This is a genomic window from Parvularcula mediterranea, assembly GCF_013085255.1.
Classification (GTDB): Bacteria; Pseudomonadota; Alphaproteobacteria; order Caulobacterales; family Parvularculaceae; genus Parvularcula; species Parvularcula mediterranea.
Map to the genome: position 1 here is coordinate 725661 of NZ_JABFCX010000003.1, position 16007 is coordinate 741667.

13 protein-coding genes are annotated in these 16007 nt (G+C 63.0%); all 13 read right to left on the reverse strand.

Going from position 1 to position 16007, the window contains the following annotated elements; all coding sequences use genetic code 11:
• Positions 1-3: 3 nt before the first annotated feature.
• The 13 genes from gspM to HK107_RS12360 all read right to left on the reverse strand — a co-directional run bounded on the left by gspM (position 4) and on the right by HK107_RS12360 (position 15865).
• Positions 4-459, reverse strand: a complete 456-nt coding sequence (gspM, locus tag HK107_RS12300) for a type II secretion system protein GspM (protein ID WP_173200201.1) — start codon at positions 457-459, stop codon at positions 4-6.
• Positions 456-1523, reverse strand: coding sequence for a type II secretion system protein GspL (gene gspL, locus HK107_RS12305; protein WP_173200204.1), 1068 nt, complete (start codon positions 1521-1523; stop codon positions 456-458). Before gspL ends, gspM begins: the two co-directional genes overlap by 4 nt.
• The gene (gene gspK, locus HK107_RS12310) at positions 1520-2497 is read right to left on the reverse strand and encodes a type II secretion system minor pseudopilin GspK (protein WP_173200206.1); all 978 of its coding nucleotides are present in this window, start codon (positions 2495-2497) and stop codon (positions 1520-1522) included. The genes gspL and gspK overlap by 4 nt, the downstream gene beginning before the upstream one ends.
• Positions 2494-3117 carry a type II secretion system minor pseudopilin GspJ gene (gene gspJ / locus HK107_RS12315; protein ID WP_173200208.1) on the reverse strand — a complete coding sequence of 208 codons (624 nt, stop codon included), beginning with the start codon at positions 3115-3117 and terminating at the stop codon, positions 2494-2496. Before gspJ ends, gspK begins: the two co-directional genes overlap by 4 nt.
• Positions 3110-3490, reverse strand: coding sequence for a type II secretion system minor pseudopilin GspI (gene gspI / locus HK107_RS12320; protein ID WP_173200210.1), 381 nt, complete (start codon positions 3488-3490; stop codon positions 3110-3112). The genes gspJ and gspI overlap by 8 nt, the downstream gene beginning before the upstream one ends.
• On the reverse strand, positions 3483-4007 hold the full coding sequence (locus HK107_RS12325; RefSeq protein WP_173200212.1) for a prepilin-type N-terminal cleavage/methylation domain-containing protein: 525 nt from the start codon (positions 4005-4007) through the stop codon (positions 3483-3485). Before HK107_RS12325 ends, gspI begins: the two co-directional genes overlap by 8 nt.
• Complete coding sequence (gspG, locus tag HK107_RS12330; RefSeq protein ID WP_173200214.1) at positions 3979-4413, reverse strand: type II secretion system major pseudopilin GspG; 435 nt, start codon at positions 4411-4413, stop codon at positions 3979-3981. Before gspG ends, HK107_RS12325 begins: the two co-directional genes overlap by 29 nt.
• A 9-nt stretch (positions 4414-4422) precedes the next feature.
• Positions 4423-5637: a type II secretion system inner membrane protein GspF gene (gene gspF, locus HK107_RS12335; protein ID WP_173200216.1), complete on the reverse strand. Its 1215-nt coding sequence runs from the start codon at positions 5635-5637 to the stop codon at positions 4423-4425.
• Complete coding sequence (gene gspE, locus HK107_RS12340) at positions 5634-7145, reverse strand: type II secretion system ATPase GspE (protein WP_173200218.1); 1512 nt, start codon at positions 7143-7145, stop codon at positions 5634-5636. Before gspE ends, gspF begins: the two co-directional genes overlap by 4 nt.
• Positions 7142-9163, reverse strand: a complete 2022-nt coding sequence (gene gspD, locus HK107_RS12345; protein ID WP_173200220.1) for a type II secretion system secretin GspD — start codon at positions 9161-9163, stop codon at positions 7142-7144. Before gspD ends, gspE begins: the two co-directional genes overlap by 4 nt.
• An 8-nt stretch (positions 9164-9171) precedes the next feature.
• On the reverse strand, positions 9172-9960 hold the full coding sequence (locus tag HK107_RS12350; RefSeq protein ID WP_173200222.1) for a type II secretion system protein N: 789 nt from the start codon (positions 9958-9960) through the stop codon (positions 9172-9174).
• A gap of 272 nt (positions 9961-10232) precedes the next feature.
• Positions 10233-12905 (reverse strand): TonB-dependent receptor domain-containing protein, encoded by a 2673-nt coding sequence (locus tag HK107_RS12355; RefSeq protein ID WP_173200224.1) that lies wholly within the window; start codon positions 12903-12905, stop codon positions 10233-10235.
• An 80-nt stretch (positions 12906-12985) separates the two neighbouring features.
• The gene (locus tag HK107_RS12360) at positions 12986-15865 is read right to left on the reverse strand and encodes a hypothetical protein (RefSeq protein ID WP_173200226.1); all 2880 of its coding nucleotides are present in this window, start codon (positions 15863-15865) and stop codon (positions 12986-12988) included.
• Positions 15866-16007: the final 142 nt, after the last annotated feature.

The following is a 16007-nucleotide window of genomic DNA, read 5'->3' on the forward strand; positions in this document are numbered from 1 at the left end:
GGCCTAGCCCTCCTGCCTGACGAGCGTGACGCGCGCTTCGACGGTGGCAGCGGTCTCGCCCGGAGCCACGAAGGCGGAGGAGACGACAATGTCGGCTTCGTCTTCCAGCTGCTGGAGCCAAGCGAAAAAGGCTGCGTAAGGAGCGCCTTCCATGTCTACCTGCAGCTGGCCATCCGCAGTCTGATTGACCCGTGTATACTTAAGCTGCCGACGGTCCGCCATCTGGGTAACGACGGAGCGCAGGGCCCTGTCATCGGCGCTCTCGACCCCGGGGGCCTCGAGATCAGACGTGATCACGGAAAGCCTGCGGGCATCGCGATAGTCGCGGGTCGCGCCAGCTTCGAAGCTCAGGATCGGCGAGATCACGCCGTAGACCAAGACCAGGAGCGCAACGAGCACCCCGAGGCCGCCAAGCATCAGCTGCTCGCGTTGGGAGAGGTTCTTGAGCTGCTCGATCATGCGGCGCTCCTCAGGAACAGGCGGGTGGTCAGGACACCGTCTTCGCTGCGCGTCTCGCTTCCCTCCTCCGCCGCGACGCCGCGGGCCTCGAGGATACCCTTCAGGGCCTCGAGGTCCGGGAAGGACGCAAAGGTGAGTTCAGCCGTCAGTTCGCCCTCGGACGAATAGGTGAGGCTCGAAAGCGCAGTCGACTCTTGTGTAGCCAGCGCATCGGCGAGAATGGCCGAGAGGGGGAGAAAATCAGAACCCTGACGGCTATTCTCACGACTACGAATCTGCCGCTCCATGTCGAGGATCGGCGTACCGGGGAACGCCCGCGCGAAGTTCTGCTCTGCAGCCTGACGCTCGACCGTCGCAGCACGGGAATAGCGGACGCCTTCTAGGAAGCTGCCCAAAAGGAATACCGCGCCTGCCACGAGGAGCAGCGAAGCCGCCATTAGATAAGGACGAAGGTTCGGAAGCTGCCGTCTCCGGGCGAAGCGACCTTCGCGGAAGTTGGGCGCTCCGTCCACAGATAAGTCAGCTAGCGAGACAGGCCGGGCCTCTGCCGCGAGGCCGGAGGCAAAGTCGGCTTCCGACGTAAACGCACCTTCCGGTGTCCGCACAGCCGCGCGGTCACCGAGCGCAAGGATGCTCGATCCGTTCTCATTGCTTGGAAGAAGGGCGTGGTCGACCGTGATGACATCGGGTTCGATACCCGCAGCTTCGGCCGCTGCGAGGCCGTCGCGCAGGAGGTCGGCAGGGATGGCAGAGACGAGCTTCCGCCCCTCTCCCTCATCGGCAAAGGCAAGCAGCCGATCATCCATCGGCGCTGCGAGTTGGTCGTCGAAAGCAAGCGATGCCGCGCGCCGAACATCGCGCTGGCTCTTCATGGCAAGCGGCAAGCTACGGGTCATGGCCGCTTCGCCGGGAAGCGCGAGGCAGACGGACGTTTTGGACTGGCTAGCGATCCGCTCGGCGAGGGAGGTCAGTGCGGCTGACCCGCCCTCCTCACCCGCGACGCGATCGAACCACGCGAAGGTCTTCGCGCTGTCGTGAGGATCGAGAAGGATGATGAAGCTCATGGCAGGCGCTCCCCGATACGCCGCTCGATGACGATCGGCTCGCCATCCGCGCGGGAGATGCGGCTCACCTGACGCAGGCGGCCCGCAGCGGTCTGGACGACGATCTCCATCTCGATGTGATTGCTCTTGGTCGTCAGCATGGTGGACATGTCGCTTGGGAGGTCACGGCCTGCGAGAAGGGGCTGCTCCAGGAACGCCGAGACGTCGTCATAGCCCGCTGGCGACCGCTGGGCGATGATCTGCATGGCCCCGGACATGGTCAGCGCATCGCCCGCCGCCGCCTTCAAAAGCGGGGCGTCTTCAGGGGTCAGCGTGTTGACGTTCAGCATCTGGACCTCGTCCGTCGGAAGCGCGCAGAGATAGCCTGCCAGAGGCCTATAAACATCTCGCGAAAATCCGGAAATCGCCCTTAATTCACTGACAGATGCGAGGAGCGTGCTGGCCGTGCGGTAGGGCACCTCGCGGCGGCGGTAGTCGTAATCGTCCTGGCTGCTAGCATTGGGGTCGTCATCGGCGTCGATGAAGTCGGCGATCCTCGCCGCCAGCTGCTGGCCCGCGTTTCTGCTGCCGCCTACGGCCTCCACAAGGTCGGCAAAGCGTCCTCCAGCGGCCTGATCGGTGACGTAGCCGCCCTCGTCCTCGGAGCGGGCCACGAGATCGTTGACGTTGAAGCAGTTGCTGCGCTCCGAGAAGGAGATCGTGGCCGTGCCGCCTTCGAAGGGGAGCACCACCGGCTGTTGGAACAGCGGCGAGACCGGTTGGTCGATGGCCTCGCCTTGCTCTTCGAGGTAGCCGATCGCCGCGGCTTCGAGGCCTGCCAGCGCCCAGAAGCCCTGATCCCGCGCTTCACCGGCTGCAGCCCTGCCGAGGGAGCGGGTCATGATCTCCGTCATAGCCACCGCCAGCACCGCGATGGTCGCGACGAGCAGCAGCACCGTCAGGAGCGCAACGCCTTTCTGCTTCTCCCGCCTCATAGCGTCCCTCCGAGGAGGAAGACATGCTCCATCTCTCCGTAGACGTCATGGGTGAAGGTGAGCCGTACCGCGAGGGGCCTGTCGCCCGGGTTCGCGCTCCGTCCGGCATCCTCCTCCCAGCGCCCACCGATACGGAAAGCGATCTCGACATCCCGCGCGCCGTCGACGAGCACGTCGTCCTGAAAAGGCGTGCGGATATCCGCATCGAGGAAGGGTCGTGTACGGCGGATGATCTGGCCGTTTGCCCAGATATAGGTGACGGCCTGCACCTCGGCGCGCGGTTCGGCAGCGCCGGGGTTGGCCCAGCCTGAGCGCACAAGGGCTAGGAGCGGCTCGAAGCCATCGTCGCCTATCACCTCTTCCAGGACCGGACCACCCATGAGCGAAGGCCGCGGGCGCGTCGTTTCCGCTTCCCAGACAGGCCGCTCGACAAGCTGGTGAAGATCCGCACGCAGAACACCCCTGAAGCGTTCCATCGCGGCGATCCGGTCGGAGACCTCTTCGAGCTGACGCGAGCCATTGGCGGCGATGCTGAATGCCGTCACGGCGATGACGTTCACTGCCGCGAAGATCCCGAGCGCGATCAGAACCTCGATGAGAGTGACGCCGCGCTCATTCATCAGTGGGCGCCACTTGCGATTTCTGCAGGGTTGTCAGACTGGCAAGCACCTGCCCGTCGCGCGCCTTGCGCACATCGGCGCGCACAAGCTCATATCCTTGAAGCGGCGCAGCTTCGCGGTCGATCTCGAAACGGAAGCCGAGATCGCCGACAGCGATATCGCCCTGAACATCAGGCGCGTTTTGTTCCTTCTTTGCGATGACGAACGCCGTGAGCGCATTCTCCGCCGCGATCCGTGCCAGCATCCGCTCCTCAAGCCTCGCAGCCTGCCGGGTCTGCTGGCTCATCAGCACAAGGATCGACCCAACGACCGTCGAGAGGACGACGAGCGAGACCAGCACTTCGATGAGGGTGAGGCCCTTCTGGTTACGCATCATCAACCTCCACGATCCGGCCGAAGGCATCGACACTGATCACGGTCTTGAGGCGCCCCTGCCCCAGCTTCACGGCAAAGGGGGTGACACTGCCATCGGGAGCAAAATGGATTTCGGGATCGAAAGCCCCTTCATCTTCCTCCGTGAACGGAAGACCGAGCAAGATGTCCTCCCGATGCTCCGGCAGGGCGAAGGCCTCCTGCGACGTCAGCTCGAACCCAACGACCGACGGCACCGCCCGCGCAGCGAGGAGCACCCACTGCCCCTCCTCGGCCCGATAGATGCCATAGCCCTCAGGCGAGATATCGACGGCATAGTGCGCGCTCTCGGCGACCGCCTGATCGCGCAGGGCGGCGACATCGCGCTCGAGCTGCTGAGAAATCTGTCCGAGGGCGGACGGCTCATTCGGGATGGCGAACAGGACCATCCCTGCCGCCATGCCGATGATCAGCATGACGACGAGAAGCTCAACCAGCGTGACGCCGGCTTCAGTTCTGCCAGGAGCCGATGTCGGCATCGAGGCCCTCCCCGCCGGCGCTACCGTCCCTGCCGTAGGAGACGATGTCGAACTCACCGAACTCCCCCGGGAAGACGTAGACGTATGGGTTGCCCCAGGGATCTTCCGGCAAGCGCTGGACGTAGCCGCCGGTCTGGTAACGCTCGGGCCTGCGAAGGCCGCGCGGCATCTCGACCAGCGCATTGAGCCCCTGCGCCTGGGTCGGATAGCTTTGATTATCGAGGCGGTACTGGGTCAGCGCTGTCTCGATCCGCTTGATGTCCGTCCGCGCCGTCGAAACCGCAGCCTTGTCGGCAGCAGGAAGCACGTTGAACACGACGATGCCCGAGATGAGGCCAATGATGACAATCACCACCATCAGCTCGACGAGGGTCACACCACGTTGTTTTTTCTGTCTGTTCGTCATCTTCGCACCCTACCCGATGGCCATGTTGTTGATCTGAAGGATCGGTAGCATGATCGATAGAACAATGAGCATGACGATCAAGCCAAGCAGCACGATCACCGCAGGCTCAAGAAGACGCAAGGCCGTCGCCGTCGCTGTTTCGAAGCCGTTCTCCATCTGGGTCGCTGTCCGTGCCAGCATGTCTGGCAGCGCGCCTGAGCGCTCTCCGGCGGCGATCATCGAAGCCATGATCGGCGGGAAGACAGCAGCCTTGCGGATCGCCACGGCGAGGCTTGCACCCTCCCGGACGCTGTTGGCTGCCGTGCCGATCTCCTGACGGATATAGGCATTCGTCAGCGTGTTCCGCGCGCCTTCGAGGGCTTCGAGGAGCGGCGCCCCCGCTGCAAAAAGCGTCGAGAGCGTCCGCGCGAACCGCGCCGCATCGAGCTCCCGGTTAAGCTTCCCAGCGACAGGCACCTTCAGCAGCATACGGTCGAGGCTGAGCCGTGACTTGGGCTGCCTGCGCGCCCACCAGAACGCTGCGCCCGAAGCGACAAGGATCAGCGCTAGGAGCCAACCCCATGCTCCGACGAAATCCGATGTCGCGATGACGATCTTGGTCGGGAGCGGAAGCTCCACCCCGTCCATGCGCTGGAACTGCTCGACCATGCGCGGCACGACGAATTCCATCAGTCCCCAGACGACACCGATGGCCACCACAAAGATGCAGATGGGATAGATGAGCGCCTGCTGCGCCTTCTGGGCCATCTGCTGGTTGCGCTCCTGCATGTCCGCGAGACGTGCCAGCACCTTTCCGAGGTCACCCGACGTCTCACCCGACGCCACGATCCCGCGATAGAGGCCGGAGAAGGCCTTGGGATGCTCACCGAGCGCCCGGCTCATGCGCCAGCCTTCAATCACCCGTGCGCGGACGGCAGTCAGGATACGGGCGACCTCCTGCCCCTCCATCTGCTGGGCCACGGCCTGCAGCGCTTCTTCGACGGGCATGGCTGCTTCGATGAGCGTCGCAAGCTGCCTTGTCGCGGCGATGACGTCTGCTTTCTTTGGCGCAGGCGGGCCACGGCGGATCGAGAAAAGCTCCCGCGCCTTCGCTTCGTCTACGGAGATTGGCGTGAGGCCGCGCGCAGCGACGTCCCTCCGTGCACGGCGAAGGCTATCTGCTTCGATGACACCGCGGGTCTTCTTGCCCTCAGCGGTCATCGCCTCGTAGCGGAAGGTCGTCACGGCCCTTCGGTTTCCTGCACGACGCGCAGGACCTCCTCAATCGATGTCCGCCCTGCGAGCACATGGGCGTAGCCAGACTGCGCCAGTGTCGGCGCATCCTGGAACGCCACGGCGCGCATCTCCTGCTCGCCGGCATCATCATGAATCAGCTTGCGAAGGCGATCACCGACCACGACCAGCTCGTAGAGGCCGACCCGGCCCTCATAGCCCGTGCCGTTGCAGGCAGGGCAACCCTTGGGCCTATAGATCTCCGCAACCTCGCCCTTCCGTATGCCGATCATATCGCGCTCGACCTTGTCCGGCGCATGGCCTTCCTTGCAAGCCTCACACAGCCTGCGCACCAGACGCTGAGCAAGGACGCCGGCAATCGTCGGTGACAGGAGGAACGGCTCAACACCCATATCCCTCAGTCGCGTTACCGCGCCGATGGCGGAATTGGTGTGGATCGTCGAGAGGACGAGGTGACCCGTCAGCGATGCCTGCACCGCAATCTGCGCCGTCTCGACGTCACGGATCTCACCGACCATCACAATGTCCGGGTCCTGACGAAGGATGGCGCGGAGGCCGGTGGCGAAGCTCATCCCGACCTTGTTGTTCACCTGAGTCTGCCCGACGCCCTCCAGCGCATATTCAACAGGGTCTTCAACGGTGAGGATATTCACCCCCGGATCGTTGAGCAGCGTCAGCGCTGCGTAGAGCGTCGTCGTCTTACCTGAACCCGTCGGGCCCGTGACGAGGATCACACCGTTCGGCTTACGGAGCACTTGCTCAAACCGGTGACGCAAATCCTCCGGCATACCGAGGGCATCGAGGTCCAGCTGCGCCTGCTCCTTGTCGAGGAGACGCATCACGATCCGCTCGCCAAACCGGCTCGGCAGGGTCGAGACCCGCACGTCGACAAGCCGTCCGCCCATGGCGAGACTGATCCGGCCGTCCTGAGGAATGCGCTTCTCGGCAATATCAAGCCGCGCCATGACCTTCACCCGGCTGATCAGCACAGGCGTCAGTTTGGGCGGCAGGCTCAGGACCTCACGCAGGACACCGTCGATCCGTAGGCGGATAGAGAGCGCCGTTTCATAGGGCTCGACGTGGATGTCCGACGCCCGTGTCTTGATCGCTTCGGCAACCAACGCGTTGATCAGCCTGATGACTGGCGCATCATCTTCCGTATCGAGAAGGTCAGCGGTCTCAGGCAACCCCTCCGCCAGCGAAGAAAGATCCTCGTGACCATCCTCTTCCTCAAAGGTCGCAGCGGACAGCCCCTCGACAGAGTAGATCTCTGAAAGCCGCCGCTCGAACACCTTTTGAGACAGCGTCTCAAACTGCACAGGACGTCCGGCCGCACGGCGTGCCTCGACCATCACCATGGGCGGCACGGGTTCGCTGCCCTCACGCTGTCCGATCACGGCCTCACCATCCTCCGTATCGAGAATGATCAGGCCCTGCTCCTTGGCAAAGGCATAGGCGAAGCGCGGGGCTTCAGGCTTGAGGGCTTCGGTTTCGCTCATGGCGCCTCCGGGATCTCTCCCGTGCCTAGGATGGTGTCGTTGAGCCGCTCAAGCCGCGATGGCCCCTCATCCCGGCGCTCGGCGCGCAGCTGGCGCTGCGCCGCGAAGTCGTACTTCCGCGCTGTCACAGCGTTAGCGTCCGAAGCATCGCGGACGATCGTCGGCCGCAGGAAGACCATCAGCGTCGTTTCTTCTTCCGCGCGGCTCTGCCCCTTGAAGAGGTTGCCGAGCAGCGGGATATCGCCAAGCAGCGGCACCTTGGTCTCGGTGTTGCGCTGGTCATTGTCGACAAGGCCGCCGATCACGATGATCTGGCCATTGTCCGCCACAAGCTCCTGCTCGGTCACGGATTTCTGGAGGATCGGGCTATCCGACTGCGCCGTGAAGGCCGTCAGTGAGCTGACTTCCAGCTTGATCTTCAGCGTGACCGCGTCACCATCATTGATCTGGGGCGTCACCTCGAGGATCGTGCCCACATCCTGACGTTCGATGTTACGGAACCCGCCCTGGAAGTCCGTGCCGACGGCCTCGCCAGTGACGACCGGTATCTCTTGGCCGACCTGCAGCCGAGCCGGCGTGTTGTCGAGCGCCATGGTAAAGGGCGTGGACAGAACATTCGAGCGGCTATCGGACTTGATGGCCGACAGGAGAACGCCGTAGACGCCGCCATCCTCGGTCACGTCACCAAAGCCCGTCACGAAGCCATTGAAGGAAAGAAGATCAGAGACCGCCGCCGTCACCAGCTGGCCTGAGATCGCAGCGATATCATTGTCGACATCGTCCTCCTGGCTCACCACCACGTTGCCGCCATCGGTGATCGTCGTCACATCGCGGGTGCCGTCCTGCTCGGTGAGGAAGAACGCTGCTCCGGCTGCAGACAAAAGGTTTGGTCGCGTGTCGGTGAAGGTTGCAGCGGACACGGGAAGCCCGTCGCCGCCTGAGAGATATTGCACGCCGAGCTCACGCGCCGTGTTGTTGGCGATCTCGACCACAATGGCCTCGATCATCACCTGCGGGCGGCGAATGTCGAGCCGCTGGACGAGTTGGCGGATCGTGCGCTGAGCTTCCGGCGGAGCGTTGACGAGGATCGCGTTGGTCGGCTTATGGAAGGTGACGACCGGGCCACCCGCCGCTGCACGCGGCGCAGCTCCATCAGGACCCGGAGCGGTTCCGCCGATCAGCTGGGTGATGATTGGCACCAGCTCCTCACCATCGACATGGTTCAGATAAATCGCATCGAAATTGCCGCGCACGCCGCCTGCCCTGTCGAGTTCACGGACGATCGGCACGGCACGCGCAACCTGGTTCGGAGATCCGCGAAGGATCACCTGGTTCGTCCCGACACTCGGGATAACCTGAACGCCCCCGCCCTGATTCTGATTGTTGGCCGTGTTCTGAAGAATTTCCCGCAGCGCCGTCGCCACAGACGTCGCATCAGCATTCTCCAGCGTCACGGTACGGAGGATCGTATCATCAACATCAATCGTCCTCAGGATTTCCGCCACCCGCTCAAGGTTGCGGCCATTGTCCACGACGACGATCGAATTGCTCTCCGCAATCGGAATAATCAGCCCTTGAGGCCCGACAACACCGCGCAGGCTGCCTGCCGTGCTGCGTGCGTCGATATTGTCGAGGGGGAAGATCCGCGTGGTCGTCCCGCCCTGAATATCGCTGTTGCCGACAGGGCCGCCGTCGCGGGCACCCTGATCGATCGGCACGATCTTGTAGATCCGGTCACCCGCGGGCACGGCCGTGAAATTGTTGACCTGAAGGGTCGCAAGGAAGACCTCAAACACCTCTTCAGGCGAAAGCGTCATCCCCGCGGGCGAGATGATATTGACCCGGCCGGAGATACGGGGATCAAGGACGAACTGATAACCCGTCCGGTCAGCGATCTCCGCCGCCACGACCCGGAGTTCGGCGTTCTCGTAATTCAGTGTCACGCGACCCGGCTGCGCGGCAGCGGGGGTCAGCGCAAGAGCGCTGGAGACGAGAAGGCTGGCGATCAGTCTACGCATGATAGGCCTCAAAACTCGATATCGCCGGGAAGCTCGACATAAAGATCGACCTCCCCGCCATCGCGGTTGACGGTGAGGATCAGGGACCCTTCCGTCTGGAGTTGCTGCATGACGCGCTGCATGGCGGCGCCGTCTTCGGGAAGGGGCTCGCCATTGATGGCGAGCGGAATGTCAGTGGGCCGCGCTTTCGCGGCGGCGAGGAGCGGATTGGATGGCCCGAAAATCTCACCCAGCGTCCTCGGTCCTGAAGCTTGCTGGTCGGACGGCTCACCCTCTGGCGTTGCATCGCCCTCGCCCAGCACGGGGATATCGCTCGGCATCTCGGGTCGGTTGTCGAGGAGAAGGCGCTCAAGCCTGCCGTTCCGGCGGAGGATGACGCGCCAAAGCTCGACTTTATCGAGAACCGCGCCGCGCACGACCTGCTCGCCCTCTTCGAAGACCTCCTGCTTGCCGCCGGGGGTCTCGATGATCGCCGTGCTGACCCCACCCACCGAAGGAGACGCGGAAATGAGTTTCAGCCTCAGCGTCGTCACGGGAAGCTCTTCCTGAACGAGGACAGCGCCTTCACTCTCAGGGGCGCCTTCGAAGATGTTCGCGCGCTGCAGCGCCGAAAGATCTGCATCGAGGACCTGGGCCGCAGGCCCTTCGCGCCTCGGACCGATGTCAGCAGAGAGCGGCGTGATCGCAGACAGCACAAGGTCCACCGCCGCGAAGGCGAGCACAGCCGTGGCTACGAGGGCGGCGATAAACGCCCCGCGTGCCTTGGTCGATCCTGCGGTCGCTTGCTCGCGCCCCAAATCTCAGGTCCTTATCCTGCTCCACCGGGACAACAGCTGTCCTTCCCGGCCCGGCTCTACTCTACGGGCCGAGCGGCTCGAGAACATACTGAACACAATATTATAACGATTAGGTTTGCGTAACGCAGACAGCTGTTCTGGCGAGAGAAACCGCTGGATGAACCCGCAGCTCCAGTTTCAGCCTATGCGAGAAGCGCCCCCTTAAAATGGACAAGGCCCGCCATTCCTGAAGGAACAGCGGGCCCCGTGATCGTTGGCAGGATCGCCGGTTCTTAGAATTCAGCCGAGAGGCTGACCGAGAACATGCGACCGCGGTCGAAGCTGATGAACGGCAGAAGGTCGCCATTATTGTCTTCGCGGAAGGTGTCGAACTCCTGGCCGAGGATGTTCTGGACTTTCGCGCCGAGGACGAACTCAGTGCCCTTCAGCTCAAACGGCTTGCGGTAGACGAGGTCGACGAGGACGGGGACGTCTTCGACAACGCGGTCCGTGCCGTTCTGCTGCGCCGTACCGATGAGGATCGTCCGGTTGCTGGCGTAGTTGAGAAGCGCCGTCAGGGTCGTGCCCGTGTCGATGTTCTCAAGGCCAACCTGCAGGTTGATCAGATGGTCCGACTGGCCCTCGAGGGTGTGACCGTCGACCAGCAGGTCTTCGGCTTCCTGGATGTCCGGGCGGATCGTGCCGTCTGACTGGACCGGGCGGATCACATCGCCATCCACACCGACGGAGCTATCCGTGTACGTGTAGTTGTAGACGAAGATCATCTCCTGATCGGCCCAGAAGTCGCCGAACCGTGCGAGGTCATAGCGCTTCTCGAACTCAAACTCAGCGCCGTAAAGCTCTGCAGATGGAGAGTTGACGAAAGTCGTGACGCCCGACTCGCGGGTCGTGGCGACACGCTCGATCGGGTTGTCGATGTCCTTGAAGAAGACACCGAGGGTCGCGAACTCACCGCGCGAGAAGTACCATTCTGCCCGGGCATCAACGTTGAAGATCTCGGAGTTCACGAGGAACGGGTTACCGAGAAGCGGAACATCGAGGTTCGGGTCGAGGAATTCCGTACCCGCCAGTTCACGGAACTGGGGACGCGTAATCGTCTTCGACACACCGGCACGAACCTGAAGGTTACCCACCGGGTTCCACGTCACCGTCGCCGCCGGGAGGAAGTAGCTTTCCTCGAGGGAGACAATTTCGTCAGCAGCCGGAGAGACGTTTTCGCTCTCGAAGGTCGCCGTCTGCTGGGTCGAGTCCTCGAACCGGCCGCCGACCGAGACGCGGAGGAAGTCGTTGAGCTCGATGTCAGCCAGGCCGTAGACCGCGTTGACTTCGAGGGAGGCTTCCGTCGTGTCGGGGAGGAGGCGGTTCGTTGCAGAGATGATTTGCAGAAGGCCCGTCTCGAAGATCTCGTCCTGATAGAGAAGATCGGTGCGGAGAGCCGCAAGCTCGCCAAGGCCACCAACAGCGTTCGGGCCCTGCTGGACACGGAAGACGCGCAGCGACGTATCGCGGCTATTGTCCGTGTAAGCCGTACCGGCTTTGAGGGTCACTTCGCGGTCGCCGAGATAGAGCGGAAGCTCGAAATCGAGGCCAGAGTAGAAGTTCGTGTCCTCAAGGCTCGAGAACCGGATCGAGTTACCCGAAAGCGAGTTCTGGTAAGCGAAGATCTCACGATCGTCAGCAGGATCCGTGGACGGAATGATGTCCGACAGCTGCGCGCGGCGACGCAGGGTGTTGCGCTCATAAGGAGCATCACGCTCGGCTTCACCGTAAGCAACACGCCAGCTGACGCCGATGTCGCCCAGGTCCGGGAACAGGTGCTCACCAGCGAGCTGGGTCTGCCAGACTTGGCGCTCGACGAATTCGGTGAACTCCTCGCGCAGCTCGGCGTCACCGAACTCCTGCTGGTCGACCCGGTCACCAGCCCGCGCACGCTTCAGCGAGTTGCGGAGAAGGAAGCTGGTCGACTTGATGGAGTGGTCACCACCGCCGAACTCGACGCCTGTGGTCGAGAAGAGGTTGAAGGCAACCTCCTGGCGGGTTTCGAGATAGTCGAGACGTGCCTGCTCACTCGTCGTATTGAAGACGCCGTTCTGAAGAAACGAACGATCCTGCACACCTTCGCGGGTCTGGAACTCGTCCGAGTAGCCCACATAGGTGACGTTACCGATCTGAAGGTCGGCATTGTCCACGAGAAGGCCGCCGAGGGTTGCTGAGACCGAACCGTTGAGCGGGGTCTCTTCCTCAGTGATCACCAGCGTGTCGACATTGTCGAACGAAGCGGCAGCTTCTGGTGTCAGGAAGTTACGGCCTGCGAGCACCTCCTGCTCAACGATCGACGGCAGGTCGCGAAGACCATCGTCATAACCGAACACGTCCGTGTCCGAACCGTTATAGAAGAAGCCGTCATCAAGGCTCGTCACCGTGTCGTAGGAGCCGGAGGCTGACAGGATCAGGAAGTTCTCGTCCGGAACCGCAGCCGTGCGAAGGTCGATGGCGGCACCACCGAACTCAGCGGAGAACTCAGGCGAGTAGGTCTTCTGGGTCAGCGAACCGTCCAGAATACGCGTCGGCACGATGTCGAGCGGCACGGCGCGGCGAAGCGGCTCGGGCGACGGAAGCGGAACACCGTTCACCGTGGCCGACTGGTAACGCTCGTTCAGGCCGCGGGCGACCGGGAACTTGCCGTCGACAACCGAGATACCGGCGACACGGGCGATGGCGGCGGCGACATCGCTGTCGCCTGCGCGGGTGAAGTCTTCAGCGTCAAGAACGCTTGCGATCTCTGCGGTGGCGCGTTTCTCGTCAGGAACGAAAACGCCGCGAACCACGATCTCGTCACCCACTTCGGGAACGGCAGGCGCATCCTGCGCCGAGGCCGCGCCCACGGACATCATGGCGGACGCGAGGAGCGCCGTGGCCGATGTCGTTGACGTCAATCTGTTCATCTTATCCTCATCTGCTCTTGGAGCACCGAAATGAAAATGCACCGGGGGCGGAGAATCCGCCGCCGGTGCGTTGGTGGCTCTTAGAGAGCGACGGTCCAGCCGAGGTACCAGGTGTCAGCGGCGTCTTCGACAGCACCAATGAAGCCCGAACCGTTGGCATCAAGACCAGCGGGAAGCGTGGTCGGCGTGACAGCGTTCTCGTTCGCACCCGGGACGAGAGCGACGGTAGCGCCGGTGGCAACGCTCAGCGTCGAGTCTTGCGAGGCAGCTTCGCCATCAACGTTGTTGTTGCCTGCGGCACCCGGGAAGACACCCGAGGACACTGCCGTTGCGTTGGCGACCGAAGCGAAGTCGACGATGTAGACCGAGAAGAAGTCCGGAACAGCCGTGCCGTCAGCGCGGAAGTCGAGGCCTTCATCAGCATTCTGACCAACGACAACCGAGTTGTACATGTCGAGGTCGGTACCGCGGCGGATGCGCATGGCATCTTCACCGTTGGCTGCTGCGAGGACCGTCACGTTGGCCATGACAGCCGACGAGCGCGGATCACGGTCAGGGAACGAACCGTTCGAGTCAGCTTCGATGACGCGCGGGTCACCGGAGATGCCGCCGTCTTCGAGCTGGTCGAGGATGACGTACTGGGCGTTGCCCTGCCAACCGTCGGTCCAGTCGAAGGCGTCGTCGCCTGCGTCGGTGACGATAGCGTGGTCAACGGAGACGGTGCCGCCGAAGAACTCGATGCCGTCGTCCTGGTTGGCGTGGACCTGGATGTAGGAGACTTCCGTACCCGAACCAACGCCCTGGAAGGCGATGCCGTTCAGCTCGTCGTCCGAGCCGAAGAGGAAGCCTGCGTAGGAAACGCGGAGATACTCGATCTGGCCGCTGTCGTCAGCTGCAGTCTCGCCACCGAAGAAGCCAGAACCGCCTTCGCCTTCCTTCTCACAGACGGCCGGGCGAACGGTGCCCATGCTGCTGTATTCGCAAGCGTTGATCGGTGCACGGCCGTTGATGACCAGGCCGCCCCACTGGCCGCGACCAACGGTCTGACCAAGGACATCCTGACGCGAGGTCATGACGACCGGAGCGTTTTCAGTGCCCTGAACGATGATCTGGCTGCCGCGGGTGACGACCAGAGCGTCAGGACCGTTCGAACCGAACAGCGTGACACCTTGAGCAATGGTCAGGCGACCGGTTGCAGCGTCGTCGTTGGTGCTAGCAGCATCAACGCCTGCGCCAGCGTCTTCACCGACGAACACGGTGCCGTCGAGCTCGTAGAGGTTACCAGCCGGGAGGAAGAGGTCGCCCTCGACCAGGTTCGGCAGGGTACAGACGTTGCTCTCGGTGCGGCCAGCCGGAACGGTCGTGTTTTGCGACACGAAGGTGCCTGCCGGGCAGTCGTCGGCGATGTTGACGTTGTCGAACTCAGGGATCTCGAGAGCCCAGTCGAAGAGCCAGCTGTCTTCGTAGCTCTGAACCGAGTCAGCGAAGGCGCCGATGTAGAGGACTTCTTCGAGGCCAGCGACCGGGAGGTCAGCGTCGTTGTCGTCGTCGTCAGCGAGATCAGCTGCCAGAACAGCACGGGTCTCGGCGATCGAGAAGATACCCGGGAGGGTCGCCGAACCGCGAACGTTATTCGAACCAGCGTCGAACAGCGAAGCTGCATCACTGTCGGTGGCGTCGGAACCCGAGCCAGCGAGGTAGATCGATTCGAAGCGCGGGGTTTCCGAACCACCGGTGTCGAAGTCGAGGCCGTTGCCGCCGAAGCCGGAAACGATGATGTTGGCGTAGATGCCAGCCGAACCACGGCGGATCTTCATGCCGTCGTCGCCATTGCCTTCCGAAACGAGGGTGACGTTGGCGATGTTTGGCATCGAGCGCGGCGAGGAATTCGGGAAGTCGCCGTTCGAGTCGCCTTCAAAGCCGCGCGGGTCGCCAGACTCAGGCTTGTTCTGAACGATGACGCCGAACTGCAGCGAGCCGGTCCAACCATCGGTCCAGTCGAAGCTGTCGTCGCCAGCGCCGGTGGCCACGAGGTGGTCAGCGGAAACCGTGCCGCCGAACCATTCGAAAGCGTCGTCCTTGGAGTTGTGGACGTGGATGTAGGAGAGCGTGGTGCCCGAGCCGACGCCTTGCAGCGCGATGCCGTTCAGCTCGTCGTCCGACGAGAAGAGGAAGCCAGGGTACTGAACGCGGACATATTCCATGGAGCCCGAGCTGTCAGCCGGGTTCGTGCCACCGAAGCTGCCCGAGCCGCCTTCACCGGACTTGGTGCAGTCTGCGGTACCGAGGTCAGCCTGGTCACAGTCGTTGATCGGAGCGAGGCCGTTGATGACAATGCCGCCCCACTCGCCGCTGGCTGCGGACGAACCACGGACGAGACCGTCGGAAGCTGCAGCAACTGCGGTCAGGTCAGTGGTGGCCTGGTCAGCGTCTTCAAGGTCGGTCGCCGAGGTGAAGATGATCGGCTGAGTCGCGGTACCGTCAGCTTCGATGAACGAGCCCGGGTTGACGACCAGTGCGTCTTCCCCAGCTGCGCCGAAGACGACGACGCCTGGCTCGATGGTCAGGGTGACGCCCGTGGTGACCGTGGTGCCAGCGGCTGCGTCGAGCTGGTTCTCACCAACGAAGAGCGTGCCGGAGAAGCCGTACGCATTGCCTGCCGTCAGGGTCAGGTCGTTGGTCAGCGGCGACGCGGTGTCGATGAGACAGGCCGTGATGTCGATGCCGTTCGAGGTGATGGTGCCTTCGGCCGTGCCGGTCGGGCAGGCGTTCGACGTGAAGTCGACAACGCCGTCAGCGGTCGCACCACCGCCGCCGCCGCCACCTGAGCCACCACCGATGGTGACGTTGATCGGCGCGACGACGCCGGTGCTTTCAATGTCGCCACCGCTGTCACAAGCGGCGAGACCGACAGCTGCTGCACCGAGCAGAAGTCCGGAACGGATGGAAAGAATCTTCATGGATAGGCCCCCGAAAAAGGCAGTCAGACGAAAAGGCGCGCAAAAAACGCATTAGGGCGCGGATAGGGACGGGGTGCGACAGCCGGATGACACTTCATTGTCAGTTCCGTCACAGTCAGGATTCAAGAATGTGACGTGTTAA

Bases quoted from the DNA above. Each gene is read 5' to 3' on its own strand.
- gspM (WP_173200201.1), bottom strand. From the start codon at position 459: ATGATCGAGCAGCTCAAGAACCTCTCCCAACGCGAGCAGCTGATGCTT.
- gspL (WP_173200204.1), bottom strand. From the start codon at position 1,523: ATGAGCTTCATCATCCTTCTCGATCCTCACGACAGCGCGAAGACCTTC.
- gspK (WP_173200206.1), bottom strand. From the start codon at position 2,497: ATGAGGCGGGAGAAGCAGAAAGGCGTTGCGCTCCTGACGGTGCTGCTG.
- gspJ (WP_173200208.1), bottom strand. From the start codon at position 3,117: ATGAATGAGCGCGGCGTCACTCTCATCGAGGTTCTGATCGCGCTCGGG.
- gspI (WP_173200210.1), bottom strand. From the start codon at position 3,490: ATGCGTAACCAGAAGGGCCTCACCCTCATCGAAGTGCTGGTCTCGCTC.
- HK107_RS12325 (WP_173200212.1), bottom strand. From the start codon at position 4,007: ATGCCGACATCGGCTCCTGGCAGAACTGAAGCCGGCGTCACGCTGGTT.
- gspG (WP_173200214.1), bottom strand. From the start codon at position 4,413: ATGACGAACAGACAGAAAAAACAACGTGGTGTGACCCTCGTCGAGCTG.
- gspE (WP_173200218.1), bottom strand. From the start codon at position 7,145: ATGAGCGAAACCGAAGCCCTCAAGCCTGAAGCCCCGCGCTTCGCCTAT.
- gspD (WP_173200220.1), bottom strand. From the start codon at position 9,163: ATGCGTAGACTGATCGCCAGCCTTCTCGTCTCCAGCGCTCTTGCGCTG.
- HK107_RS12355 (WP_173200224.1), bottom strand. From the start codon at position 12,905: ATGAACAGATTGACGTCAACGACATCGGCCACGGCGCTCCTCGCGTCC.
- HK107_RS12360 (WP_173200226.1), bottom strand. From the start codon at position 15,865: ATGAAGATTCTTTCCATCCGTTCCGGACTTCTGCTCGGTGCAGCAGCT.